Annotated in this window: 27 protein-coding genes; 15 read left to right on the forward strand and 12 right to left on the reverse strand. The window is 62.6% G+C overall.

Annotation, left to right across the window (positions count from 1 at the left end; genetic code table 11):
- Nucleotides 1-122: 122 nt before the first annotated feature.
- A complete protein-coding gene (locus ACFY9W_RS06490) occupies nucleotides 123-1,301 on the reverse strand; it encodes an acetyl-CoA C-acetyltransferase (RefSeq protein ID WP_391127353.1) in 1,179 nt (392 codons plus the stop codon).
- Between the two features lie 175 nt (nucleotides 1,302-1,476).
- Here ACFY9W_RS06490 and ACFY9W_RS06495 point away from each other — a divergent pair, with 175 nt between their 5' ends.
- Entirely contained in the window at nucleotides 1,477-1,743 is a 267-nt protein-coding gene (locus tag ACFY9W_RS06495; RefSeq protein ID WP_391127356.1) for a PepSY domain-containing protein, read from the forward strand.
- Nucleotides 1,740-2,273, forward strand: coding sequence for a cytochrome b/b6 domain-containing protein (locus tag ACFY9W_RS06500; RefSeq protein WP_391127359.1), 534 nt, complete (start codon nucleotides 1,740-1,742; stop codon nucleotides 2,271-2,273). The genes ACFY9W_RS06495 and ACFY9W_RS06500 overlap by 4 nt, the downstream gene beginning before the upstream one ends.
- A 124-nt stretch (nucleotides 2,274-2,397) precedes the next feature.
- On the opposite strand, the gene ACFY9W_RS06505 is transcribed toward ACFY9W_RS06500, so the two are convergent.
- The gene (locus tag ACFY9W_RS06505; protein WP_391127362.1) at nucleotides 2,398-3,507 is read right to left on the reverse strand and encodes an agmatine deiminase family protein; all 1,110 of its coding nucleotides are present in this window, start codon (nucleotides 3,505-3,507) and stop codon (nucleotides 2,398-2,400) included.
- A gap of 183 nt (nucleotides 3,508-3,690) precedes the next feature.
- Here ACFY9W_RS06505 and ACFY9W_RS06510 point away from each other — a divergent pair, with 183 nt between their 5' ends.
- A complete protein-coding gene (locus ACFY9W_RS06510; protein ID WP_391127365.1) occupies nucleotides 3,691-4,962 on the forward strand; it encodes an RNA-guided endonuclease TnpB family protein in 1,272 nt (423 codons plus the stop codon).
- Between the two features lie 189 nt (nucleotides 4,963-5,151).
- On the opposite strand, the gene ACFY9W_RS06515 is transcribed toward ACFY9W_RS06510, so the two are convergent.
- A complete protein-coding gene (locus ACFY9W_RS06515) occupies nucleotides 5,152-6,186 on the reverse strand; it encodes an agmatine deiminase family protein (protein WP_391127368.1) in 1,035 nt (344 codons plus the stop codon).
- A 135-nt stretch (nucleotides 6,187-6,321) separates the two neighbouring features.
- On the opposite strand from ACFY9W_RS06515, the gene ACFY9W_RS06520 reads away from it, so the two are divergent.
- The 3 genes from ACFY9W_RS06520 (at nucleotide 6,322) to ACFY9W_RS06530 (ending at nucleotide 9,707) form a co-directional block, all read left to right on the forward strand.
- Nucleotides 6,322-7,176, forward strand: coding sequence for a LysR substrate-binding domain-containing protein (locus ACFY9W_RS06520; RefSeq protein WP_391127371.1), 855 nt, complete (start codon nucleotides 6,322-6,324; stop codon nucleotides 7,174-7,176).
- A 249-nt stretch (nucleotides 7,177-7,425) separates the two neighbouring features.
- Nucleotides 7,426-8,637: an enoyl-ACP reductase FabV gene (fabV, locus tag ACFY9W_RS06525; RefSeq protein WP_391127373.1), complete on the forward strand. Its 1,212-nt coding sequence runs from the start codon at nucleotides 7,426-7,428 to the stop codon at nucleotides 8,635-8,637.
- Between the two features lie 167 nt (nucleotides 8,638-8,804).
- Nucleotides 8,805-9,707 (forward strand): alpha/beta fold hydrolase, encoded by a 903-nt coding sequence (locus ACFY9W_RS06530; RefSeq protein WP_391127376.1) that lies wholly within the window; start codon nucleotides 8,805-8,807, stop codon nucleotides 9,705-9,707.
- Between the two features lie 172 nt (nucleotides 9,708-9,879).
- Here the strand turns inward: ACFY9W_RS06530 and ACFY9W_RS06535 are convergent, their stop codons facing one another.
- The 4 genes from ACFY9W_RS06535 to ACFY9W_RS06550 form a co-directional block, all read right to left on the reverse strand.
- Nucleotides 9,880-10,221, reverse strand: coding sequence for a HopJ type III effector protein (locus ACFY9W_RS06535; RefSeq protein WP_391127379.1), 342 nt, complete (start codon nucleotides 10,219-10,221; stop codon nucleotides 9,880-9,882).
- Nucleotides 10,214-10,510, reverse strand: coding sequence for a DUF1244 domain-containing protein (locus ACFY9W_RS06540; RefSeq protein ID WP_391127381.1), 297 nt, complete (start codon nucleotides 10,508-10,510; stop codon nucleotides 10,214-10,216). The genes ACFY9W_RS06535 and ACFY9W_RS06540 overlap by 8 nt, the downstream gene beginning before the upstream one ends.
- Before the next feature lie 9 nt (nucleotides 10,511-10,519).
- A complete protein-coding gene (gene folM, locus ACFY9W_RS06545; RefSeq protein ID WP_391127779.1) occupies nucleotides 10,520-11,212 on the reverse strand; it encodes a dihydromonapterin reductase in 693 nt (230 codons plus the stop codon).
- Between the two features lie 77 nt (nucleotides 11,213-11,289).
- Entirely contained in the window at nucleotides 11,290-11,850 is a 561-nt protein-coding gene (locus tag ACFY9W_RS06550; protein ID WP_391127384.1) for an antibiotic biosynthesis monooxygenase, read from the reverse strand.
- 219 nt (nucleotides 11,851-12,069) lie between these two features.
- Here ACFY9W_RS06550 and ACFY9W_RS06555 point away from each other — a divergent pair, with 219 nt between their 5' ends.
- The gene (locus ACFY9W_RS06555; RefSeq protein WP_391127387.1) at nucleotides 12,070-13,005 is read left to right on the forward strand and encodes a MerR family transcriptional regulator; all 936 of its coding nucleotides are present in this window, start codon (nucleotides 12,070-12,072) and stop codon (nucleotides 13,003-13,005) included.
- Here the strand turns inward: ACFY9W_RS06555 and ACFY9W_RS06560 are convergent.
- A complete protein-coding gene (locus tag ACFY9W_RS06560) occupies nucleotides 12,990-13,607 on the reverse strand; it encodes a hypothetical protein (RefSeq protein ID WP_391127390.1) in 618 nt (205 codons plus the stop codon). The genes ACFY9W_RS06555 and ACFY9W_RS06560 overlap by 16 nt on opposite strands.
- A 59-nt stretch (nucleotides 13,608-13,666) precedes the next feature.
- Complete coding sequence (locus ACFY9W_RS06565) at nucleotides 13,667-14,095, reverse strand: PAS domain S-box protein (RefSeq protein ID WP_391127393.1); 429 nt, start codon at nucleotides 14,093-14,095, stop codon at nucleotides 13,667-13,669.
- Between the two features lie 116 nt (nucleotides 14,096-14,211).
- Here ACFY9W_RS06565 and ACFY9W_RS06570 point away from each other — a divergent pair, with 116 nt between their 5' ends.
- A complete protein-coding gene (locus tag ACFY9W_RS06570) occupies nucleotides 14,212-14,667 on the forward strand; it encodes a flavodoxin (protein WP_391127396.1) in 456 nt (151 codons plus the stop codon).
- A 128-nt stretch (nucleotides 14,668-14,795) separates the two neighbouring features.
- Here the strand turns inward: ACFY9W_RS06570 and ACFY9W_RS06575 are convergent, their stop codons facing one another.
- A complete protein-coding gene (locus ACFY9W_RS06575) occupies nucleotides 14,796-15,692 on the reverse strand; it encodes a LysR substrate-binding domain-containing protein (protein ID WP_391127399.1) in 897 nt (298 codons plus the stop codon).
- A 97-nt stretch (nucleotides 15,693-15,789) separates the two neighbouring features.
- On the opposite strand from ACFY9W_RS06575, the gene ACFY9W_RS06580 reads away from it, so the two are divergent.
- The 4 genes from ACFY9W_RS06580 to ACFY9W_RS06595 all read left to right on the forward strand — a co-directional run bounded on the left by ACFY9W_RS06580 (nucleotide 15,790) and on the right by ACFY9W_RS06595 (nucleotide 18,963).
- Nucleotides 15,790-16,176: a CidA/LrgA family protein gene (locus ACFY9W_RS06580; protein WP_391127402.1), complete on the forward strand. Its 387-nt coding sequence runs from the start codon at nucleotides 15,790-15,792 to the stop codon at nucleotides 16,174-16,176.
- Nucleotides 16,166-16,852, forward strand: a complete 687-nt coding sequence (locus ACFY9W_RS06585) for an LrgB family protein (protein WP_391127404.1) — start codon at nucleotides 16,166-16,168, stop codon at nucleotides 16,850-16,852. The genes ACFY9W_RS06580 and ACFY9W_RS06585 overlap by 11 nt, the downstream gene beginning before the upstream one ends.
- Nucleotides 16,853-17,028: 176 nt before the next feature.
- Complete coding sequence (locus ACFY9W_RS06590) at nucleotides 17,029-17,934, forward strand: alpha/beta fold hydrolase (RefSeq protein WP_391127407.1); 906 nt, start codon at nucleotides 17,029-17,031, stop codon at nucleotides 17,932-17,934.
- A 114-nt stretch (nucleotides 17,935-18,048) separates the two neighbouring features.
- Nucleotides 18,049-18,963: an SDR family NAD(P)-dependent oxidoreductase gene (locus ACFY9W_RS06595; protein ID WP_391127410.1), complete on the forward strand. Its 915-nt coding sequence runs from the start codon at nucleotides 18,049-18,051 to the stop codon at nucleotides 18,961-18,963.
- A 354-nt stretch (nucleotides 18,964-19,317) separates the two neighbouring features.
- Here the strand turns inward: ACFY9W_RS06595 and ACFY9W_RS06600 are convergent, their stop codons facing one another.
- The gene (locus ACFY9W_RS06600) at nucleotides 19,318-20,100 is read right to left on the reverse strand and encodes a helix-turn-helix domain-containing protein (RefSeq protein WP_391127413.1); all 783 of its coding nucleotides are present in this window, start codon (nucleotides 20,098-20,100) and stop codon (nucleotides 19,318-19,320) included.
- A 174-nt stretch (nucleotides 20,101-20,274) separates the two neighbouring features.
- Here ACFY9W_RS06600 and hmgA point away from each other — a divergent pair, with 174 nt between their 5' ends.
- Genes hmgA through maiA form a run of 3 tightly spaced genes read left to right on the forward strand, consistent with a single transcriptional unit; the run spans nucleotide 20,275 to nucleotide 23,517 of the window.
- Nucleotides 20,275-21,576 carry a homogentisate 1,2-dioxygenase gene (hmgA, locus tag ACFY9W_RS06605; protein ID WP_391127417.1) on the forward strand — a complete coding sequence of 434 codons (1,302 nt, stop codon included), beginning with the start codon at nucleotides 20,275-20,277 and terminating at the stop codon, nucleotides 21,574-21,576.
- Nucleotides 21,577-21,579: 3 nt separating this feature from the next.
- Nucleotides 21,580-22,872: a fumarylacetoacetase gene (gene fahA / locus ACFY9W_RS06610; RefSeq protein WP_391127420.1), complete on the forward strand. Its 1,293-nt coding sequence runs from the start codon at nucleotides 21,580-21,582 to the stop codon at nucleotides 22,870-22,872.
- Nucleotides 22,873-22,884: 12 nt separating this feature from the next.
- Entirely contained in the window at nucleotides 22,885-23,517 is a 633-nt protein-coding gene (gene maiA / locus ACFY9W_RS06615) for a maleylacetoacetate isomerase (protein WP_391127423.1), read from the forward strand.
- Here maiA and ACFY9W_RS06620 read toward each other — a convergent pair.
- A complete protein-coding gene (locus ACFY9W_RS06620) occupies nucleotides 23,511-24,317 on the reverse strand; it encodes a tetratricopeptide repeat protein (RefSeq protein ID WP_391127426.1) in 807 nt (268 codons plus the stop codon). The two genes, maiA and ACFY9W_RS06620, sit on opposite strands and share 7 nt — an antisense overlap.
- Nucleotides 24,318-24,408 lie beyond the last annotated feature (91 nt).

Here is a 24,408-nt window from a genome sequence, read left to right on the forward strand (position 1 = left end):
GCCCGGCCTCTTCGCGGGCTTGCCCGCTCCCACAGGTACAGCGCAAACATTGAAGTTTGTGCAGTCCCTGTGGGAGCGGGCAAGCCCGCGAAGAGGCCGGGCATGGTTAAATCAATCTGTGATCAACGCTCGATGGCCAAGGCCACGCCTTGCCCGCCACCAATGCACAAGGTGGCCAGGCCCTTCCTTGCATCGCGCTTGATCATCTCGTGCAGCAAGGTCACCAGCACCCGACACCCGGATGCACCAATCGGGTGGCCCAGTGCAATTGCCCCGCCATTCACGTTGACCCGCGCCGCATCCCATTCCAGTGCTTTACCCACCGCCAGCGCCTGTGCGGCAAAGGCTTCGTTGGCTTCGATCAGGTCCAGGTCAGCCAACTGCCAGCCGGCCTTGTCCAGACAACGCTGGGTCGCCGAAACCGGGCCGATGCCCATGATCGACGGGTCTACCCCGGCACTGGCATAGGCCGCAATCTTCGCCAGCACTGGCAGGCCCAAAGCCTTGGCCTTGGTGGCGCTCATCAGGAGCACGGCGGCTGCACCGTCATTCAGGCTGGAGGCGTTGCCAGCGGTGACGCTACCGTCCTTCTTGAACGCAGGGCGCAGTTTGGCCAGGGATTCAGCGGTGGTGTCCGGGCGTGGCTGTTCGTCACGGGCAAAGACTTTCGGCTCACCCTTTTTCTGCGGCAGCACGATCGGGGTGATTTCCGCGTCGAAGCGGCCGGCCTCGATAGCCGCCACCGCCTTGCGCTGCGATTCGGCGGCGAACGCGTCTTGCTGTTCACGGCTGAGGCTGTGCTTATCCACAAGGTTCTCGGCGGTGATGCCCATGTGGTAGTCGTTGAAGGCATCCCACAGGCCGTCGGTGATCATGCTGTCGATCAGCTGGCCATGGCCCATGCGCTGGCCGGTACGGGCCGAGGGCATCACGTACGGTGCAAGGCTCATGTTTTCCTGGCCACCGGCAATCACCACCTCGGCGTCGCCACAGCGAATGGCCTGGGCGGCCAGGTGCAGGGCCTTCAGGCCCGAGCCGCAGACCTTGTTCAGGGTCAGTGCCGGTACGCTGTAGGGCAGGCCGGCCTTGATCGCGGCCTGGCGTGCCGGGTTCTGCCCGGCGCCGGCGGTGAGCACCTGGCCGAGGATGACTTCGTCGACCTGCGCCGGGTCCAGCCCGGTCTGCTCCAGCAGGTGCTTGATCACGGCGGCGCCGAGGTCGACCGCAGGCACAGTGGCCAGGGCGCCCTGGAAGCTGCCGATGGCGGTACGGGTTGCGGCGACGATGACCACGTCGTTCATGTTGTTGTTCTCCGTGCGATGGGCGTAGTGCCCAAGCATCGGTGGCTTTGGCTCATTTGTTAAGTTTGTTTTTCTTTCAGATTGATGTGAAAAGCCAATCAATGAGCGCCGGGTGCTCTATCCGACTAAGCTGATTCTCGTGCTGTTCTCATTCAACCGAATGGAGCTCATTCCCATGCGCATCCTGATAGCCCTGTTTATCCTGATCGGCAGCAGCACAGCATTCGCCGCCACCCAATGCACCACCGCCGACAAAAGTACCTGGCAAAACCAGGAAAAATTCCAGGCGCAGCTCAAGGAACAGGGCTACAAGATCAACAAGTTCAAGGTCACCAAGGGCAACTGTTACGAGATCTACGGTTTCGACAAGGATGGCCGCAAGGTCGAGATCTACCATGACCCGGTGACTGGCAAGGCGGTCAAGTCCGAGTACCATGATTGAACAGCGACGGCACGGTACAGCTGTGGGACCCGCTCCTGCGGCTGTGCCATCTCTCCATTGCCGGTGTGTTCTTCGCGGATTACTTTTTCAACGAAGAAGGTGACGACTGGCACCAGTGGCTGGGTTATTACGCACTGGCTTGTGTAGTGGTGCGCGTGGTGTGGGGCTTTGTTGGCCCACGCAGTGCGCGTTGGGCCGACTTCTGGCCTACCCCGGCGCGGCTGGCGGCACATACCCGTGCACTGGTGCGCGGCGAGCCGTACCACCGCCTTGGCCATTCGCCGATTGGCGCCCTGGTAATGCTGTTGATGCTGACCGGCATCGCAGGCCTGGTCCTGACCGGCTGGGCATCGCAAGAGGTGGATGCCTTGTGGGGTGAGGACTGGCCGACCGATGTACACAGCTGGTTGGCCGATGCGGTGCTGGTGTTGGTGTGTGTGCATGTGCTGGCGGCTATCGTCGAGAGCGTGCGCCTGCGCGAGAACCTGCCGTGGTCGATGATTACCGGGCGCCGCCGGCGCCGCGATTAGGTAAACCTGCACCGGCCTCTTCGCGGGCTTGCCCGCTCCCACAGGTACTGCACAGGCCTTGAGGATTGTGAAATACCTGTGGGAGCGGGCAAGCCCGCGAAGAAGCCGGTACAGGCAACACCAATCAAACAGCCGTACACTGATGGGTCACACAGTGAATCCCCCCACCCCCTGCCGCAATGGCATCGATATCCAGCTGCACAATCTCGCGCCCCGGGTACAAAGCCGCCAACAGCGCCCGTGCCTTTTCATCCGCCTGCGCATCGCCAAACTGCGGCGCGATGATCGCACCATTGATCACGAAGTAATTGATGTAACCCGCCGCAAAATCATCATTGCCTTTGCTGAACCTGTTGCGTCGCCCGCGCATTGGCGGCGATACCACATGTATCTGCAACGTGCGCCCCTCCGCATCGGTGGCGCGCTTTAGAACCTCAAGGTGCTTGCGCGTTACCGCGTAGTCATACGAATCCGGGTCGTTGTCCAGGTTGGCGATCACCACCCCTGGCCGCACGAAGCGGGCATAGAAATCCACATGCCCGTCGGTAATGTCCTTGCCGGCAATGCCCGGCAGCCAGATGATCTTGCTCAACCCCAAGCGGTCTTTAAGTTCGGCCTCGACTTCGGCCTTGCTCCAGCCCGGGTTGCGGTTGGCATTTACCCAGCTGCTTTCGGTCATGATGCCAGAACCATGGCCGTCCACTTCAATGGCCCCACCTTCACCCACCAGCTCACTGCGCTGATAGTGACCGTCAGCCAGGTTGGCGACCCGTTTGGCCAACTGCGCATCGTGGCGGTGGCGCTGCTTGTTGCCCCAGCCGTTGAAGTTGAAGTCCACCGCACCTAGCGCGCTGTCGTCATCGAGGACAAAGTTGGCGGCGATGTCGCGCATCCAGATGTCGTCCAGGTTGCACTCCACAAAGCGTGTGCGCGGGCTGCCACAGTGCTGCTCGGCCAGTTTGCGTTCGCTGGGCCGGCAGAACACGGTCACTGGCTGATAACGCGCGATGGCCTGGGCGATACGGCCCAGGGCGGCTTGCACATCGGCGGTGAAGTCTTCCCAGATGGCAGCCTGGGCGCCAAAGGCGATGAAGGCGCGTTGTTGCGGTTCGCCTTCGTCGGGCATGAACCAGCGCCCCGTTTCGTCGGCACGCGCCAGGCTCAGCGGCAGGCCAAGGCCGGCGCCGAGGCCGGCAGCCAGTGACAATTGCAGGAAGGTTCTACGGCTTGGCATGGTTCAGTCCTGTGCAGTCTTGAAGCGGGTTCCATTTCGGATAAGGCTTGTTCGCGGAAAGACCTCCAGAGAGTCCGCTGAAACCACTGCCCCCATAATTGGTAACAAAGCCTGTGTGGACATGCGCTGCACAGAAGCAGTATCTACTTCGCTCCATGTCGTTCTATGCATGAAATACTGCCTATGCTGCAAATCCAGTCCTTCAAATTCCAACTGATACCTACCGGCCAACAGCTGCGCCTGATGCGTTGCTTCGCCGGTTCGTGCAGGTTCGTTTTCAACCAAGCGCTGGCCTTGCAGCAGGCCAATCGCGAGTTGGGTGGCGCGCACATCGGCTACTTAGCGATGGCAAAACGTCTGACTGTTTGGCGAAACAGCAGCGAAACGGCATGGCTAAAGGAGGCTCCCGTCCATCCGCTTCAGCAAGCTCTCAAGGATTTAGAAAAAGCCTACAAAAACTTCTTCGAGAAGCGAGCTGACTTACCTCGGTTTAAGCACAAGGCTCGTAACAACAGTTTCCGTTACCCCTCTCCCGAGCAGATCAAGCTTGACCAGGACAATAGCCGGGTGTTCCTACCCAAGCTTGGTTGGCTGCGTTATCGCAATAGTCGGGTGGTATTGGGCGAGCTGCGCAACGTAACAGTTAGCCTGAGCGGCGGTCGATGGTTTGTTTCCGTCCAGACCCGCCGCGCAGTGCAAGTTTCCGCAGTACAAGGCGGAGCAGTTGGTATCGATTTGGGCATCGCCCGCTTTGCTACATTGAGTGACGGAAGTCATATTGATCCATTAAACAGCTTCAAGCGGCACGAAACGGCTCTAAGAAAGGCACAACAGGCTATGAGCCGTAAGAACAGGTTTAGCAGCAACTGGATGTGTGCAAAGGCTCGTGTCCAGCGCTTGCATGTACGTATTGGCAACGTGCGTCGTGACTATCTGCATAAAGCTTCGACAGCCATCAGCAAAAACCACGCGATGGTGTGTATAGAGGAGTTGCAGGTCCGCAATTTGAGCGCCTCGGCGGCAGGCTCATCGAAAGTGCCGGGCAGGAACGTTCGAGCGAAGTCTGGCTTGAACAAGGCCATCCTTGATCAGGGTTGGTTCGAGTTCCGTAGACAGTTGAACTACAAACTGGCTTGGAAGGGCGGTTCGCTGATAGCGGTTCCGGCTCATTACACCAGCCAGACGTGTCCATGCTGCGTTCATGTATCGAGCGATAACCGACAGAGTCAAGCCAAGTTCAGCTGCGTCATGTGTGGTTATAGTGAACATGCCGATCTGATCGGCGCGATGAACATCCTTGCTCGCGGGATGCAAAAATTGCGAGACGAAGAGCAGGGCACGGCAGACGCTTCTGTCGGGTGGGAAACTGCAGCCCGGATCGTCTGTGAAGTGAGTGGTGTTACAGAGCCGCCAGCAGCAGAAACCCGCCGAGGTGGATTGGCCCGCAAGGGCTGAACACGGTAGGAGTCTCCACCATTTCTGGGTGGTGAGGATGCCAAGCAACGATAGGCGTATTCCTGAATGTTGATTTTGAAAGATGGTTTACCTGCGTTTGTACTTATTGGTATAGACAGACCAATTGTGGAGGGAGTCTGATCATCGAGTGCATTGCCAATACAGGCAGCCAAGAGCACGACAGTCATGCTAAATCCTTGGCTGCTGTTGGGTGATGCAATGAATGCCGCCACCGCCGTAGGCAATGTGGTCGATGCGCACCGGCACGATCTCCCGGCCCGGGAAGGCATGGGCCAGCTGCGCTGCAGCGTCCTGGTCGGCGGCGATGCCGTAGGCCGGCATGATGATCGCGCCGTTGGCGATGTAGAAGTTGGTGTAGGACGCGCAGAACACTTCGGCATCCGGGTCGACAGCAGCGCTGGCCTCGTACAGGTCGAGCAGCTCGAAGTGGCGGCCTTGGGCATCGGTGGCCAGTTCCAGGGCGCGACGGTTTTCCCGCACGACTTCGGCGTACACCGAGTGCGGGTCATGAGTGGCGTCGACCAGCAGAACGCCGGGGCGGGCGAAGGCGCACACGCCATCGACGTGGCCATCGGTCATGTCGCCGGTAACGTATTGCGGGTCGCCCGGCAGCCAGATGGTCTTGCGGATGCCCAGGTGGCGGGCAAAGCACGCCTCGAACTCGGCCTTGCTGACGCCGGGGTTGCGGTTGGGGTTGAGCAGCACCGACTCGGTGGTGATCAGCGTGCCTTCGCCATCGACATGAATCGCACCGCCCTCGTTGCACAGCGCAGTGCTGAAACCGTCCAGGCCCAGGTGGTCGAGGATGCGCCGGCCCAGGCTGCGGTCCAGGTTGTGCTGCGACTTGCCGCCCCAGGCATTGAAGCGCCAGCTCAGGCCGGCCAGGCCGTGCTGCGGGTGGCAGACAAAGCTTGGGCCGCTGTCCCGGCACCAGCTGTCGTCCACTGCCAGTTCGATCAGCTCGATATTGGCACCACAAAGGGCACGGGCGCTGGCCATGGCGGTTGGGTCGACCACCATCTTCACCGGCTCGAAACGGGCGATGGCCGCTGCGACACGGGCGTAGTCCTGTTGTACATCGGCCAGGCGCACGTTCCAGCCGCTTTCCCACAGGGCCTGGTTGTGCGGCCAGACCATCCAGGTGGCCGCGTGGCGTGCCCATTCGGCGGGCATGCGCCAGCCGCTGTCGAGGGACAGGTGCATAGTGAACTCCGATCTATTAAGGATTTTTATCAACGAAGCCCGCCGTCGCGGGTGTTGGTGTCCATGCTATGGCTAGGCCTGGCCGACGACAAACGATAGATTTAGCGCACATCTGATCAGCAGGGCTTATCAATCATGCTTAAACACTGGCCACCCCTGAATGCCCTGCGCGGCTTCGAGGCCGCTGCACGGCTGGGCAGTTTCCACAAGGCTGCCGAGGCGCTGAACCTGACCCAGTCGGCGATCAGCCAGCAGATCCGCAGCCTGGAAACCTACCTGGAGCAGCCGCTGTTCCATCGCAGTGGCCGTAGCGTGAGCCTGACCGACGCCGGCCATGACCTGCTCAGTACCACGCAATCGATGTTGCAACATTTGGCTGTGGGCATTCGCCGGCTTGACCAGTACCGCAAGCCCAACCAGCTGGTGGTCAACACCAGCCCGGCGTTTGCCAGGCATTGGCTGTTGCCGCGGTTGGCCGATTTTCACCAGCGCTGCCCGGAGGTGGACTTGTGGTTGTTCACCAGTTTCGAGGTGCCGGACATGGCCACCGAAACCATCGATCTGGCCATCCGCGATGACCTCAGCGCCCAGGCCGAATGCAGTTTCAGCGTGCTGCATCAGGACCAGCTGTACCCGGCCTGCCATCCTTCATTAACGGCTTCGACCGCGCGCACGACCTTGCATGGCGAACGGGAGATGGACTGGAGCCACTGGCAACTGGAGGGGGGCGAGGATGTTGGCCAGCAGGGCAAGGGGCTGAATTTTTCTGACCCGGGGCTTTTGCTGGACGCGGCGAGCGAGGGGCTGGGTATTGCCCTGGTCAGTCAGCTGTTGGCGCGGCGGGCGATGGAGGAGGGGCGTTTGCAGGCGTTGTCGGTGCAGCGGGTCAGGGGGCCGGCGTGGGCTTGCCTGGTGCACCGGGACAGCCAGGATGACCCGCTTGCCAGGCAGTTTCTGGAATGGCTGAAAGAAGCGCTGCTAGCAGATTGATTTTGCCTGTGCCGGCCCTTTCGCGGGCACGCCCGCTCCCACAGTGACCGCACAAGTCCCGAGTCCTGTGAAGTACCTGTGGGAGCGGGCATGCCCGCGAAGAGGCCGGCACAGGCAAACCCGGTTTTGCATCCCCATGATCACCCCGTAATATGTGTCGGATAACCTGCGGGGGTAGTCTCACCCTCTGATCAATCGGAATCGCCCCAAGCGGCGCTTCCCCGGCATAAACCTGACGAGGTACAGACATTGGCCATCATTCATCCTAAGGTTCGCGGTTTCATCTGCACCACGACTCACCCGAAGGGCTGCGAGCTCAACGTCCGTGACCAGATCGAAGCCACCCGCAAGCTGGGCGTGCGCGAGGATGGCCCGAAGAAGGTCCTGGTCATCGGTGCTTCCAGCGGCTACGGCCTGGCAGCCCGCATCACCGCGGCGTTCGGCTTCAAGGCCGACACCCTGGGCGTGTTCTTCGAAAAACCAGGCACCGAGACCAAGGCCGGCACTGCGGGCTGGTACAACGCCGCGGCCTTCGACAAGTTTGCCAAGGCCGAGGGCCTGTACAGCAAGTCGATCAACGGTGACGCCTTCTCTGATGAAGCCCGTGCCAAGGTCATCGAGCTGATCAAGAACGAAATGGGTGGCAAGGTCGACCTGGTGATCTACTCGCTGGCATCGCCTGTGCGCAAGCTGCCGCAGACCGGCGAAGTGATTCGTTCGGCACTCAAGCCTATCGGCCAGCCGTACAAGTCGACCGCCATCGACACCAACAAGGACACCATCATCGAGGCCAGCATCGAGCCGGCCACCGAGCAGGAAATCGCCGACACCGTTACCGTCATGGGTGGCCAGGACTGGCAGCTGTGGATCGACGCCCTGGCAGGCGCCAACGTGCTGGCCGAAGGCGCCCGTACCGTGGCCTTCAGCTACATCGGCAGCGACATCACCTGGCCGATCTACTGGCACGGTGCACTGGGCCAGGCCAAACAGGACCTGGACGAAACTGCCCTGCGCCTGAACCAGAAACTGGCCGATGAAGTGAAAGGCGGCGCCAACGTGGCCGTGCTGAAGTCGGTGGTCACCCAGGCCAGTTCGGCCATTCCGGTGATGCCGCTGTACCTGTCGATGGTCTTCAAGATCATGCAGGAGAAGGGCGTTCACGAAGGCACCCAGGACCAGCTGGACCGCATGTACCGCGACCGCATGTACCGCGCTGACGGTGCGCCGGCCGAAGTCGACGAGAAGGGCCGTCTGCGCCTGGACGACTGGGAACTGCGCGATGACGTGCAGGACGCTTGCAAGGCCCTGTGGCCAACCGTGACCACCGAGAACCTGTTCGACCTGACCGACTATGCCGGTTACAAGAAGCAGTTCCTCAACCTGTTCGGCTTCGAGCGCGCTGACGTCAACTACGACGAAGACGTGGCTACCGATGTGAAGTTCGACTGCATCGAGCTCTAATCGGGTAAGCCTGTACCGGCCCCTTCGCGGGCTTGCCCGCTCCCACAGGTATTTCACTGCCTTCAGGCCCTGTGAAAATCCCTGTGGGAGCGGGCAAGCCCGCGAAGAGGCAGGTACAGGCTACAAATTATTTGCTAGTTTTGGCGCACAACAACAGGGAATGCGCCATGAGCAGCCTCACCCAACCCGCCACCCCGTTCCGCCACACCGCAGCCGACGGATACACCCTCGGCGGCTTCGTCTGGCGCCACGCCCAACCTGACCCCCAGCGCCCGCTGGTGATCATCAACGCTGCCACTTCGGTACGCTGCCGCTACTACTCGCGTTTTGCCGACTACCTGTTCGCCCACGGCCTTGATGTGCTGACCTACGATTATCGGGGCATCGGCGAGTCCCGCCCGGCGTCTTTGCGCGGTTTTCGGGCCACCTGGAGCGATTGGGGCCGGCTGGATTTCGAAGCCATGCTGGCGCATGCGGCCGAACATTTCCCCGGCCAGCCGGTGGACGTAGTGGGGCACAGTTTCGGCGGCTGGGCAGTGGGGCTGGCACCTTCTGCAAGCCGGGTCCGGCGGGTTGTGATGGTGGGTGCGCAGTTTGCCTACTGGCGCGATTATGCGGCCGGCCAGCGCTGGCAGCTGTTCGGCAAATGGCATGTGGTAATGCCGCTGCTGACCCGGGTGTTCGGTTACTTCCCCGGCAAGCGCCTGGGGTGGCTGGAAGATACGCCGTCCGGCGTGGTACATGACTGGACTACCCGAACCCCGCGTTACGAACACAGGCCCAGCGGGCGTGGCCTTGAGACGCTACCGTTCGCCCAGGTGCGGGCGGCGACGCTGGCGATCAGCCTGACCGACGACCCGTTTGGCACGGTGGCAGCAACCGAGCGGTTGTTGAGTTATCTACAGGGTGCCCGGCACCTGCGTATCGCGCCTGTGGATATCTCGGTCGAGGAGATTGGCCATTTCGCGTTTTTCCATGACCGGTTTCGCGAGAGTCTGTGGCCTGTGGCGTTGCAATGGTTGCAGGTTGGGAGACTGGAAGGTGGGGTGCCAGGAAGGATCATGAATTGATGTTGCTTGCCCTGGCCTCATCGCCGGCAAGCCAGCTCCCACAAGGACCTCATTCAGCCTGATGTCAGTGGAATACCCATTGGGTCACTGTCTTGCCCTGCAGCAAATGGTTGGCGCGATTCTTGTGGGAGCTGGCTTGCCGGCGATGGGCCGCAAAGCGGCCCCGGCTATCTCAAGCCTTGCGCGACAGCGGCAACTCAACAAACTTCACCCCAGCCAGCCCATGCTTGATCAGCGCACGGATATTGCCATGGTCGCTGCCCTCAGGCGTGGCAACCACATCACGGTAATGCTCGCCAAAGGCCAGCAGCGCTTCCTGATCGCTCAGCCCTTCCAGCAGTGCCAGGCCCAGGGTCTTGCACGAACCTTCGTTCTGCCCGGCAGCATTCTCCACACCACCATTGTTGAACGCCTGAGGCTGGTAGCTGTAGTTGTCGGCAATGAACGCCAGGGTGTCGGCAAATACATGTTGGCCGCCGGCCAGGCTGGCGCGCAGGGTATTCAGATCAGTCACGAGGTTTTCCTTTTTCGAACGCCGCTTGTTGATCGGCGCTGGCTTCTTTCTGGTATTGGGCTTTCCACTCGGCGTAGGGCATGCCGTACACCGCTTCGCGGGCGTCATCCAGGCTCAGGTCGAGCTGGCGCTCGTCGGCCGCGGCCTTGTACCACTTGGACAGGCAGTTGCGGCAGAAACCGGACAGGTTCATCAGGTCGATGTTCTGTACGTCGGTGCGGTTTTGCAGGTGTTCGACCAGGCGCCGGAACGCGGCGGCTTCGAGTTCGAGCTGTTGCTGTGGGGTCATGGGCGTCTCTCAGGTCATGCGGTTCTTCAGGTGGCGGCCACCGTTGATGACCACCTGGCTGCCGGTGCTGTACTGGCTGGCGAGCAGGTACTTGACGGTCTCGATCAGTGGGCCGGCGCCGGGTTCGAATTCCAGCAAGGCCTTTTTCAGGGTTTGCTGGCGGTAGGCTTCATCGCCCCCTTCCTTGAGGATCAGCAGCCCGGGCAGGATACCGTTCACATGCACCTTGGGCGCATATTTTTCGGCAAACGACAGCACCATGTTCTGCAACGCGGCCTTGGTGGCGGCGTAGCCGATGTGGCTTTTGCTGCCGCGCGATGAGGTTTCGTCGCAGATGTGGATGATGTCGGCTTTATCCACCTTGGCCAGCAGGTCACCCAGGGCCAGGTTGAGGTGGTAGGGCGCTTCGACGTGCAGGCGGAACATGGTCTCGAGGTTGTCGAGGCCGTCGTCCAGCCACAGCGAGGCATTGTGGATGATGGCGCGCAGGCCGTCGTAATGGTTGTGCAGGTGGTCGATCAGGGCCTGGCGGTCGGCCGCCTGGCACAGGTCGGCCTGGAACTGCACGATGTTCGGGTGGGCCGTCTGTGCTTGGACGCTGCGGCTGGCACTGACCACCGTATGGCCGGCCTGTGCCAGTTCAAGGGCCAGGGCCAGCCCGACGCGCTGGCTGGCTCCGGTAACGAGAATGGGGCTGTTCATGTTCGGGGCGGTCAACTGTCTGTCCTTTGATTGCCGCCCAGCATACCCGAACTGTTTCCCTGTTGTATGGCCTGGCCTCAGCGGCTGCGCAAGGCGCCAGCGGTGGCCGGTGAGGCATGTAGCCAGTTGGCCAGCAGCCGCGTGGACAGCGGGATGAACAGGTACACCATTACTGGCGTCAGGGCCAGGGTGCTGATCAGTACCCGTGGCACCATGTCCAGTGGCGCCAGCCAGTGGCTGAACAGCAGGTTGAACGCCAGCGAAACCGGAAAGAAGGCCAGCCAGATAGCCACCGCTTGCTTCCAGCGTGGTGGTTTTTGCACCGTATTGGTGCCAAACCAGTCGTCGATACCGCTGACGCGCGCCTCTTTGGGGCGCTCGAACAGGCCGTTGCCACGTTGCAACCAGGCGCGGCGCGAGGCCGAATGCTCCCAGGCATGCAGGGTGGGCTCGTCGCTGAAGCGGAAGATGATCTGGAATTCGTCGCCATCGCTGGGCGGGGCAAGGATGCCCGAGCCGAGGTAGCCGGGGAAGTCGGTGGCCAGCTGTTCGCCTTCATGCAACCAGGCCAGCAGGTCCTGGTAGCGGCCATGGGCGGCGCGGCGCGACACCATCAGGGTGACGGGTGGGGTAGACATCGTGTATCTCCTGGCAACGGGGCTGGCGGGTAGCTGGCCCCTTTGGCTGCGTGGCCCGGGGTGGTGGGCAACGCAGGCGTGCATGCAAGAATCGGGCGCGCATTATCGCGCATGTGCAATGTTCGGCGAATAATCAGGCGGCAAACGGTTGCACCCTGCGACCGGTGTCGTCGTAGTAGAATGCGCGTTCAACTTCCGCACCCAGGGTAAACCGTGCAGATGAACGAACAGGGACGTAATCGGCTGATCGAGCAAGCGCTTGATCAGCAGGAGCTGTTTCCGATCCGTGAGGTCTCCCGCCTGACGGATGTCAATGCCGTGACCCTGCGCGCTTGGGAGCGCCGCTATGGGCTGATCCGGCCAACCCGCACCGACAGTGGCCACCGCCTGTATTCCCAGGTTGATATCGACGACATCCGGCGCATCCTCGGCTGGCTGGAGCGTGGTGTGGCAGTCAGTAAAGTCGGCAGCATTATCGCTCGCGGCCATGCCCTGGCCGGGCAGGCGGGTGACACAACCGACGCTTGGCCGCGCTGGCAGCAGCAGATTCGCCAGGCGCTGCAACGCTTCGATGTGGCCGGCCTGGACAGGCTGTTCGACGAAGTATTTGCTGCCAATGCCCTGGACCAGGTGTTCGCCGAGGTGTTCATGCCCGTGTGGCACGACCTGGCAGCCGGGCAGGGCGACTACGGGCAGACCAGCGAGTGGCTGTTCCTCGACCAGTTCCTGCGCGGCCGGGTGTTTGCCCGCATGCAACTGGCCCATGCGCCACGCAGCCGCACCGTGCTGTTGGCACCGCTGCCGGGGCTGCGTCATGAACTGGAGTTACTGGTGGCCGGCCTGACCCTGGGCAGCGACGACGTTGGCGTGACAACCCTGGCGGCCGGGCAGCCGCTGCTGGAGCTGGCACTGGCCTGTGAGCGCCTGAGGCCGGACGCCCTGGTGCTGTTATCGCACCAGGCGCCCACGGCTGAGGTCTGCCGGCGCCTGGTGCGTTTGGCGGCAGGGTTGCATTGCCCGCTGTTGCTGGCCGGTGAAGCGTCGGAAGTGGCACAGGAAAACCTGGCAGGCAGCCCGATTGCCTGCCTGGGTGCGCAGGGCAGTGTGATGCGTCAGCGGTTGCGGCAGTTTCTGGCCGGTCAGCTCGACACCTGAGTGTGCAGGTCGGGGTGGGCCCGGCGATGGGCCTGGAGGATATAGTCGCGCAGGCGCTCGATTTCTTCGGCCGGGCTTTGGCTGAGGTCGTAGGCCGCCAGGTCCGGGCCGATACGCCGACCCAATACGCCATGCAGCTCGATCGGGCTGATGCCGTCCGGGGCGAAGCGCAACTCGAAGCGCGACGGCGCCGCTTGCAAGCCGCGTAATTCCAGCAGTACACCTTTGAACGAAATGTCGCGAACCCACAGGCCGCTTTCCTGATCAAAGCTATCAAGCAGCGGGCTGGGCCGGTCCATCGACAGGCGCCAGGGGCGCAGCATGGGACCGTCTTCGTAGATTTCCGGTGAGCCCAGTTGCAGGTGCAGGGCGTGGAATTCATCTTCCACCAGTTGCAGCGGGAAGCTGATCTGCTGGTTGTTGAACTGGGCCTGCAGGGTTACCTGTTCGTTGGCCACCAAGCGGGTCAGCAAGCTTTGAATGCGGCGATCGCCATTGACCAGCAGGCTCGACATGGAGTCGGCCAGGTTCAGTTGCGGCGAATGCTGCATGTTCTGGATGAAATCCAGCTCGGCCTGGGTCAGAAGCGCATCTGCTTGCATGATCGAACTCGTTGGTGGCGATTTCTTCATCGGGATTGACCGTGCGTGGCGAACTTGGTTCAGACGCGTTCGTCGGGTTTCGGACGAGCGCGCAGTTGAGCCAGCTCCCGTTCCAGTTCGACCTGGCGGCTGACGTCTTTCTGGATACCGATGAAATAGGTGCGCTGTTCGCCGTCGCGCCGAACCGGGGTGATCGACAATTCGTTCCAGAAGGCGCTGCCATCCTTGCGGTAGTTACGCAGCACTTCACGGCATGGGCGGCCCTCGGCCAGGGCCTTGCGGATGCGGGCACGGCCAAGCTGGTCACGGTCTGCGGCCTGCAGGAAGCGGCAGTCCTGATACAGCACCTCATCGCGGCTGTAGCCGGTCAGGCGTTCAAAGGCGGCGTTCACATAGATCAGGATGTTGTCGTCGCCTTCCTGTTCGGCGACCACGATCCCGTCATTGGACGCATCGACCATTGATTGCAGTAATTGCGCGTTGATCATGTTCGGGCCATTGGGCAAAGAGGGGCTGAAGACGGCGACTTTGGTAGAGGCGGCCTTTTGCCAGCGCTGGATGCTAGTATCCTACGTTTTCACTCAGTTTCGGAATCCTCTACCCGATGAAAGTCGCCATTATTTCCGGATCGGTCTATGGCACCGCCGAAGAAGTCGCCCGTCACGCCGAATCGCTGCTCAAGGCGGCAGGCCTGGAGGCCTGGCATGCTGCACGTGCCACCCTGCAGGATCTTGAAGGTTTTGCCCCTGACGCCTTGCTGGCCGTGACCTCGACCACTGGCATGGGCGAACTGCCGGACAACCTGATGCCGCTGTTCTGCGCCATTCGCGACACCCTGCCAGCCGCCTGGCGTGGCCTGCCGGGTGCGGTGATTGCGCTGGGTGATTCCAGTTATGGCGATACCTATTGCGGTGGTGGCGAGCAGATGCGCGAGTTGTTTGCCGAATTGGGTGTGCGCGAGGTGCAGCCGATGCTGCGCCTGGATGCGAGCGAGACGGTGACCCCGGAGGCCGATGCAGAGCCTTGGTTGGCTGAGTTGGCCGCAGTATTGAAAGCCTGATCCATGTCCGCAGCCTGACCCGGCCTCTTCGCGGGCACGCCCGCTCCCACAGGAAAATCACCAAACCTGAGGGCAGTGGATATCCCTGTGGGAGCGGGCGTGCCCGCGAAGAGGCCAGCAAGGCCAGTTCAATCCTTGCTGTCAGAAACCGGCCACTCGCGCAACAACGCCAACCACGCCTGCGCCGCGCGCGACAGGTAGGCCCCGCGCCGCCAGATAAACGCTATATCCCAGCGCAGGTCTTGCGGCGAGCGCAGCGGTAAACGCACCACCCCAGGGCGCTCCAGCGCTTTTGCCACCACCCGGGGCAGCAACACCACGCCCTGGCCTGCCGCCACCAGCGCCGCCAAAAAATCCGCCTGGCCACTGCGCCCGCCTTCCTTCGGGGTAAACCCTTGCAGCTGGCACGCCTTCAGCAGCCGGTCATTGAGCACGAAGCTGCGCTGATACAGCAGGAACGGCGTATCGGCCAGTTGCCCCAGGCTCACCCCGTCCAAGTCCGCCAAGGCATGGCCAGCCGGTAGCAGGGCGTCCAGCGGTTCGTTGCAAAATGGCTGGTAGTCGAACCCATCGTCGCCGGGTGTCAGGCTGCCACCCAGTTCCAGCTCGCCACTTCTGACCGCCTGCTCGACGCTACGGCTGCCGCCTTCGAGCAACTGGATCGCAATGTTCGGGTGGCGCCGCCGATACTCGGCGAACAACCCAGCGAACAAGGCATCACTGCCCAGCATCGGCAAACCCAGGCGCAGTTCACCGCGCTCCATCTGGCTGAGGTCATCCAGTTCGCTCAGCAGCGCCTGACGCTGGCGTAGCAGGGCTTCACCGCGCTCCAGCACGATGCGCCCGGCAGCCGTCAGGTGCAGCTGCGAGGCTTGGCGCTCCAGCAGCGGCTGGCCCACATCTTGCTCCAGCTGGGCCACCTGTTTGCTAACGGCTGACTGGCTGATGTGCAGCGTCTGCGCCGCCTGGGTAAAACCACCGCGGTGAACCACTTCGATAAAGCTGCGCAGCTGTTTGAATTCCATAGCCTGAATTCCATTCTGGAATGGCGATTAGTCTAACAATTCGCTTCTGGCCTAGGCAGCCGAATCTTAAAATGAGGGCCTGTCGAGGAACCCCACCATGAAACCCGCGTTACTGAAAAAAGCCCTGCGGCTGCTCGTCGAACTGGCGATTCTTTGTGCCTTGTTCCTGCTTGGCGGCAAACTTGCCACGTGGCTGGGCTGGCCAATCCCCGGTGGCGTGATGGGCTTGGCGCTGTTGCTGATGCTGTTTGCCTCGGGTGCGCTCAAACCGGCCATGCTGCAACTGGGTGCCGGCTGGTTGATGGCCGAAATGCTGCTGTTCTTCATTCCGGCACTGATGAGCTTGCTCGACTACGGCGCGCTGATCCGCGATGAGGGCTGGCGCATCTTGCTGGTGATTGCCGTGAGCACGCTGATGGTCATGGTCGTAACCGCACTCACCGTGGAACTGGTGTGCCGCTGGAGCCTGCGCCATGAGCCTTGAGCCCATGCCGCTGTTCTGGCTGGCCCTGACGTTGCTGGCTTACCTGGGCAGCCGCTGGCTGTACCGGCGCAGCGGGCGTTACCTGCTGTCACCGCTGATTCTGGTACCCGTGCTGTTGCTGGCGGTGGCGGTGCCGCTGCACACGGCCTATGCCGAATATGCGCGCAACACCCACTGGTTGATGAGCGTGCTCGGCCCGGTAACCGTGGCCTTTGCGGTGCCGATCTGGCAGCAGCGGGCGATGCTGGCGCGCCACTGGCCGGCACTGATGGTGGGCATGGTGGCCGGCAGCAGTGCCTCAATCGCCAGCTCATGGGGGCTGGCGCACCTGCTGGCGCTGGACAGCGCGACAAGCTTGTCGCTGGTGCCGCGTTCGATCACTACGCCGTTTGCCATGCCATTGGCCCATGACCTGGGCGGGATACCGGAACTGACGGCAGTGTTCGTGATGTTTACCGGCGTGCTCGGCGCCATGTTCGGCGGTGTGCTGCTGCGTTGGTTGCCGCTACGCACACCGTTGGCACGCGGCGCGCTGTTCGGCGTGGGTGCGCATGGCGCAGGGGTGAGCCGGGCACAAGAGGTCGGCCGCGAAGAAGGCTCGGTGGCCGGCCTGGTCATGGTCCTGACCGGGTTGTTGAACCTGTTCGCGGCGCCGCTGCTGGCCATGCTGCTCTGACCGTTCGTGCCACTGACTCGCACAGTCATCAAGCTGGCTGGCAACGCAAGTTCCAGCCTTCGGGCTGCTGGCTAGAATTTGCCTCGACATAGAGAGCACATGTATGTGCCGAGGTGACATGCAATGACCGCAGCCTTGCCCTATTCCCTCCCTGTTACTTCACCGGGTTACTTCTGATGCCTATGGCCGAAATTCCATTGTGCGTCTGGCGTACCCGGGGCCAAAGTTTCGACTTCCGGGGCCAGAGCATCCGCTACTGGACCGCAGGGCAAGGAGAGCCCCTGCTTCTGTTACACGGCTTCCCCACGGCCAGTTGGGACTGGCACTACCTGTGGGGGCCCTTGACCCAACGCTTCCGGGTGATCGCGTGCGACATGCTCGGCTTTGGTGACTCGGCCAAACCTGTCGATCACGCCTACAGCCTGATGGAACAAGCCGACTTGCAGCAGGCCCTGCTCGGCCATTTACAGGTTGACCAGCCGGTGCACCTGCTGGCCCACGACTACGGCGGCAGCGTGGCGCAAGAGCTGTTGGCGCGGCACCATGAACAGTACGCCGACATTGCCAGTTGCGTGTTCCTCAACAGTGGGTTGTTCCCGGAAAGCTGCCGCATGCTGCTGATCCAGAAGCTGCTGCTCAGCCGGTTCGGCTGGCTGGTGGGCCGCTCGTTCGGGCGTGACGACCTGGTGCGCAACGTGACCCAGGTGTACGGCCCGTGCACCCACCCCAGTGAAAGTGCCCTGGATGATTTCTGGAGCCTGATCGCCGCCAACCGGGGCACGCGTATCCTGCACAAGCTGGTGGGCTACATGCCCGAGCGCAGGTTGCACCGCGAACGCTGGGTCGGGGCGATGCAGCGCAAGGGCGTGCCACTGCGTTTCATCAATGGTGTGGTCGACCCGCTTTCCGGTGGGCACATGCTGGAGCGTTACCGGCAACTGGTGCCCGAGCCGGACACCGTGCAGTTGCAGGGTATTGGCCACTACCCGCACACCGAAGCGCCCGTACAGGTGCTGCGCCACTACCTGGCCTTTCGTGACCAACCGCTGAACTATTACCCGCAGAAGGTAGCGTGGTCCTGACCGGGCCTCATCGCCCTGCGTTATTGCCAGGCATTCAGCCTGCGTGAGCTTGATTGTCCGCCTGCCGCTGGCGGCGGACACTCGGCTGACCTGAACTTGCCTGGAGCCATGAGCATGAGTGAGCCTGTCCGTCTGCAAGATCGCGTGGTGATCGTTACCGGAGCCGGCGGTGGCCTGGGCCGTGCCCATGCGCTGCTGTTTGCCGCGCGTGGGGCCAAAGTCGTGGTCAATGATCTTGGCGGTTCTACCCACGGTGAAGGTGCCAGTGCTTCGGCTGCCGACCGGGTGGTGGCAGAGATCCGCGCAGCCGGTGGCATTGCCATCGCCAACCATGACTCGGTGAGCCAGGGCGCCCGTATTGTCGAGCAGGCGCTGGACAGCTTTGGCCGTGTGGATGTGCTGGTGAACAATGCCGGCATCCTGCGTGACAAGACCTTCCACAAGATGGACGACAGCGACTGGGAGCAGGTGTATCAGGTGCATGTCGAAGGGGCCTTCAAAGTCACCCGCGCCGCCTGGCCCCATCTGCGCGATCAGAACTGGGGGAGGGTGATCTTTACCGCTTCCACCTCTGGCATCTACGGCAACTTCGGCCAGGCCAACTACGGTATGGCCAAGCTGGGCCTGTACGGGTTGACCCGCACCTTGGCGATCGAAGGGCGCAAGCACGGCATCCTGGTGAACGCCATTGCCCCCACGGGAGGCACCCGCATGACCGAAGGGCTGATCCCTGTGCAGGTCTTCGAGCGGCTCAAACCGGAACTGGTCAGCCCGCTGGTGGTGTATCTGGGGAGCGAGCAGTCCCAAGGCACCGGGGAGTTGTTCGAGGTGGGGGGCGGTTGGGTAGGCAAGGTGCGCTGGGAGCGCAGCCTGGGGGTGGGCTTTGATCCGCGTGAAGGATTTACCCCCGAGCAGGTGGCGCAGAACTGGGCGCGGATTGGTGATTTTGAGGGGGCGGTGCACCCGCAGGACAGTTTGCAGGCGCTGCAGCAGATGATGGCCAACTTGCAGAAGTACCCGCTGGGTTGAAATCTGTGTTGCCTGCGCCGGCCTCTTCGCGGGCTTGCCCGCTCCCACAGGGATATCACTGCCCTCAGGCCTGGTGGTATCCCTGTGGGAGCGGGCAAGCCCGCGAAGAGGCCAGCACAGGCAGAAGATAATTCAGGGCAAAAAAAAAAGGCCGCTGCAAGCCGCAGCGGCCAATCGAGACGTCAGATCAAGGAGCTTCAAAATCTACGTCGGTGAACCTCGCAGGCCTGAAGAGCGGGGGGGAAGAGCCCTTCATGCCGTGCCAGTGAGTTAAGAATAAGCGCTTGATCCTGTGGGAAAAATAGCCGCTTATGACATTCACCTTTACGTATCGGGCAATAGTGCCGCAGGCGCTCAGGCGGCCGGCGAATAGCCCATGCGCCAGCTGGTTTCCTGCGCTGCCGCCAGCAGCCGTTGCGCCGCCGGCCCATGTTCGTCGGCGTGAAAAATCGACGTCGGCCCGACCACGGTCATCACCGCAGCGATCTGCCCCATGGCATTGAACACGGGCGCCGAAAGCGCATCCACGCCCGGCATCAGCAGCCCGTGCACATGGTGCAGGCCACGTTCGCGAATGCCCGCCAGTACCGCCTGATAATCATCGGCACCTTGCTGCAAGGTGGCCAGCTCCCGGTCACGCAATTCCACGGTCTCGCGCTCGGGCAGGTAGGCGGCGAACACCAGGCCTGTGGACGAGGTGAGCAGCGGCAGCACCGAGCCCATCTGCGTAACCACGGTCACTGCACGCACCGCCGGCTCAATGCTGACCACGGTCGCACCCTGGTTGCCCCACACCGCAATGAAGCAGCTCTCGTTGAGCTCGTCGCGCAGTTGCGACAACGGCAGCGCGGCAATCTTCAATACATCGATGCTGCCCAGCGCCGCCAGCCCCACCCGCAAGGCTTCGCGGCCAAGGCCGTAATGGTTGGTAGCAGCATCCTGTTCGGCAAAGCCGCTGGCAATCAGCGCCTGCAAGTAACGGTGCACCTTGCTCGCTGGCATTTGCACATGCTCGGCCAGGCGTGACAGCGAGGTGGAAGGGGAGAGTTCGGCAAGGGCTTTGAGGATGTCGGTGCCGACCTCCGCCGAGCGGACTTTCTGCTTGCCGTTGTCGGCGGGGGAGCTGGCTTTGGCCATGGACATCTTCTTCCGGATTCTTCGAGTCGCGCCTTTATAGCTTGACGCCAGGCGCGTAGCAAATTACGTTATTCGTAATTCGATTACGATAAAAACAATGCAGACGCGCTGTCACCCCACACCGGGCCAGCAGCCAGCTGCCAGCAACGGCTCGGCCAGAGCCCGGAGGCATCGATGAATCGCGACACCTCACCCGACCTTCCTTACCTCAGCGGCTTCGGCAACGAATTTGCCAGCGAAGCACTGCCAGGGGCCCTGCCGGTCGGGCAGAACTCGCCACAGAAGGCGCCTTATGGGCTGTATGCCGAGCTGCTCTCGGGCACGGCGTTCACCATGGCCCGCAGCGAGCTGCGCCGTACCTGGCTGTACCGCATTCGCCCGTCGGCGTTGCACCCGCGCTTCGAGCGCCTGGCGCGTCAACCGCTGACCGGGCCGCTGGGTGCCATCAACCCGAACCGCCTGCGCTGGAGCCCCCAGCCGATTCCTGCAGAGCCCACCGACTTCATCGAAGGCTGGCTGCCGATGGTGGCCAACGCCGCAGCGGAAAAACCGGCTGGCGTGAGCATCTACATCTACCGCGCCAACCGCTCGATGGAGCGGGTGTTCTTCAACGCCGATGGTGAACTGCTGCTGGTGCCGGAACAGGGGCGCCTGCGCATTGCCACTGAATTGGGCGTGATGGAGGTCGAGCCGCTGGAAATCGCGGTGATTCCACGCGGCATGAAGTTCCGCGTTGAACTGCTCGACAGCCAGGCCCGCGGCTATATCGCTGAAAACCACGGTGCGCCGCTGCGCATTCCGGACCTGGGCCCGATTGGCAGCAACGGCCTGGCCAACCCGCGCGACTTCCTCACCCCGGTAGCGCACTACGAAGAGGCCGAAGGGCCGGTGCAACTGGTGCAAAAATTCCTGGGCGAGCATTGGGCCTGCGAACTGCAGCACTCACCGCTGGATGTGGTTGCCTGGCACGGCAGCAACGTGCCGTACAAATACGACCTGCGCCGCTTCAACACCATCGGCACCGTCAGCTTCGACCACCCTGACCCGTCCATCTTCACTGTGCTGACCTCGCCCACCAGCGTGCATGGCCTGGCCAACATGGACTTCGTGATCTTCCCGCCGCGCTGGATGGTGGCGGAGAACACCTTCCGTCCGCCATGGTTCCACCGCAACCTGATGAACGAGTTCATGGGCCTGATCAACGGTGCCTACGATGCCAAGGCCGAAGGCTTCCTGCCCGGTGGCGCCTCGCTGCACGGGGTGATGAGCGCCCATGGCCCCGATGCCGAAACCTGCGAAAAAGCCATTGCCGCCGACCTGGCGCCGCACAAGATCGACAACACCATGGCCTTCATGTTCGAGACCAGCCAAGTGCTGCGCCCGAGCCTGCAGGCCCTCGAATGCCCGCAATTGCAGGCCGACTACGATAGTTGCTGGGCCACCTTGCCGAGCACCTTCAACCCGAACCGGAGATAACCCATGAACCACACTGCCAATGCCCGTAGCTGGGTCGAGCACGCCAACGGGCACAGCGACTTCCCGCTGCAGAACCTGCCGTTGGGCATCTTCAGCCGGCCGGGTGAAGCCAGGCGCTGTGGCGTGGCCATCGGTGACGCGATCCTGGACCTGGAGGCGGTGCTGGCCGCCGGCCTGTTTGACGGTGCCGCCAAGTCTGCCGTCGAAGCCACCCGTGGCGGGGCGCTGAACGCATTCTTCGCATTGGGCCGCACTGCCCGTGTGGCGCTTCGCGAGCGCTTGCAGGTGCTGCTTGGCGAGCACAGCGAACACCAGGCGGCCTTGAACGCTGCCCTGTACCCTGCCAGCGCCTGCCAGCTGCATGTGCCAGCGCAGATCGGTGACTACACCGACTTCTACGTAGGCATCGAGCACGCCAAGAACGTGGGCAAGCTGTTCCGGCCCGACAACCCGCTGCTGCCCAACTACAAGTACGTGCCGATCGGTTATCACGGCCGCGCCTCCACCATTCGCCCGTCCGGCACCGATGTGCGCCGCCCCAAGGGCCAGACCCTGCCGGCTGGCCATACTGAGCCGAGCTTTGGCCCGTGCGCGCGCCTGGACTACGAACTGGAGCTGGGCATCTGGATTGGCCAGGGCAATGACATGGGCCAGGCGATTGCGATAGGCGACGCCGCCGAGCACGTGGCTGGCCTGTGCCTGCTCAACGACTGGTCGGCACGCGACATCCAGGCGTGGGAATACCAGCCGTTGGGGCCGTTCCTGTCCAAGAGCTTCATCACCACCATTTCGCCCTGGGTGGTCACCGCCGAAGCGCTGGAGCCATTCCGCTGCGCCCAGCCGGCACGCCCTGAAGGCGACCCGCAGCCCCTGTCGTACCTGCTGGACAAGCGCGACCAGGCCGCCGGTGCATTCGATATCGAACTTGAAGTGTTGCTGCTGACCGAGCGCATGCGTGAGCAGGGTATTGCCCCGCATCGCCTTGCCCTGAGCAACACTCGCAACATGTACTGGACGGTAGCGCAGTTGGTAGCGCACCACAGCGTCAACGGCTGCCAGCTGCAGCCGGGCGACCTGTTTGGTTCGGGCACGCTGTCGGGCCCGACGGCAGGTTCGTTCGGCAGCCTGCTGGAGATCACCGAAGGCGGCAAGCTGCCGGTGGAACTGGCCAACGGCGAGGTGCGCAAGTTCCTTGAAGACGGCGACGAAATTATCCTGCGTGCCCGCTGCACGCTTGACGGCGTGGCCAGCATCGGCTTCGGCGAATGCCGCGGCACGGTCATTGCGGCCAACTGAGGAGGGGCGGGTATGGAGCTGTACACCTATTACCGTTCCACCTCGTCCTACCGGGTGCGCATTGCCCTGGCACTGAAGGGGCTGGCTTACCAGTCCCTGCCGGTCAACCTGTTGCAGGGTGAGCAGCGCGGGGCGGGCTATGTTGCCGTCAACCCGCAGGGCCGCGTACCGGCCTTGCGCACTGATGGCGGTGAATTGCTGGTGCAGTCACCCGCGATCATCGAGTACCTGGAAGAGGTTTATCCACAGCCGGCACTGCTGCCGGCTGCGGCACAGGACCGCGCCAAGGTACGTGGCGTGGCTGCAATCATCGGTTGCGACATTCATCCGTTGCATAACGTCAGTGTACTCAACCGGCTGCGCCAGGCCGGGCAGGACGAGGGCCAGGTCAACCAGTGGATCGGCCATTGGATCAGCCAGGGCCTGGCGGCGGTGGAGCAACTGATTGGTGATCATGGCTATTGTTTCGGTGACCAACCGGGGCTGGCGGATGTGTACCTGATTCCACAGCTGTATGCCGCCGAACGTTTCAACATCGACCTGGGCGGCTTCCCGCGTATCCTTCGGGTTGCCGCACTGGCGGCCGGTCACCCGGCGTTCGCCAAGGCCCACCCTGCACAGCAGCCGGACAGCCCGGCTCAGTGAAGCGAACGGTTCGCCGTCGGAAGCTTGCCGATACGTTCGGACAGCTTCAGGCGCTGGACCGGGTCGTCCGTCAGCAGTAATGCATGCTCCAGGTCGAAGCGCTCGGCCTGCGGGCAATCCAGATGCTGGTACAGCGATGCGCGGGTTACGTAGTCGCTGACCTGTACCGGGCCCAACTGCATGATCCGCTCGGCATCGATCAAGGCGGCCAGGTGGTCATCGTTGCTGATGTGCAGCTGGCGTAGGTTGCGTGACAGGCGTTGCAGCATTTGCAGCGGGCTGGCAGTGCGCATGTGCTCTGCCGTCAGCGCAACGTGTGGGCCGAACTGGCGGGCCAGCAGCTCACGGCAATCGTTGGGGTACAGGCGCCGGCCACCGCAGGGGTCGAGCAGGTGGTCGGCACCCGGCACGCGCAGCAGGAAATGGCCAGGGAAGCCCACCCCCTCCAGCGGAATGGCCAGGCGCGCGGCAAGCTCCAGGGCAAGGATGGCCAGGGTAAGCGGTTGGCCACGGCGGCGTTGTAGCACCTTGTCCATCATCGCCGCCTGCGGGCGCAGGGGGTGGTATTCATCCTGCTGGAAGCCCAGCGCATTAAGCTGGCGCAGCAGCGGCTGGGCCAGTTCGCACAGCGGTAGCATCGGCAAGTTGGTACTTATTTCCCGTTGCAGGGCGTGCAGCGAGGCAAGGCTGGCCGCGGGGTCGACACTTCGGTCGTGCTCGGCGGCAATCCACAATGCGGCTTCCAGCAGGGCGACAGGCTCGCGTTCCAGGCAGGCCAGGCAGGCTTGACGTGGCTTCATGGGGGCTTCTCCACACACGCTTGAGTATTAGCCGTGGCGCGTGGTTTCGTCCAGTGGTCCGGCGGCGGCGCCAGCGTCGGGGCCGTGCCTA

Source organism: Pseudomonas sp. NPDC008258, from assembly GCF_042956345.1.
Taxonomy (GTDB): domain Bacteria; phylum Pseudomonadota; class Gammaproteobacteria; order Pseudomonadales; family Pseudomonadaceae; genus Aquipseudomonas.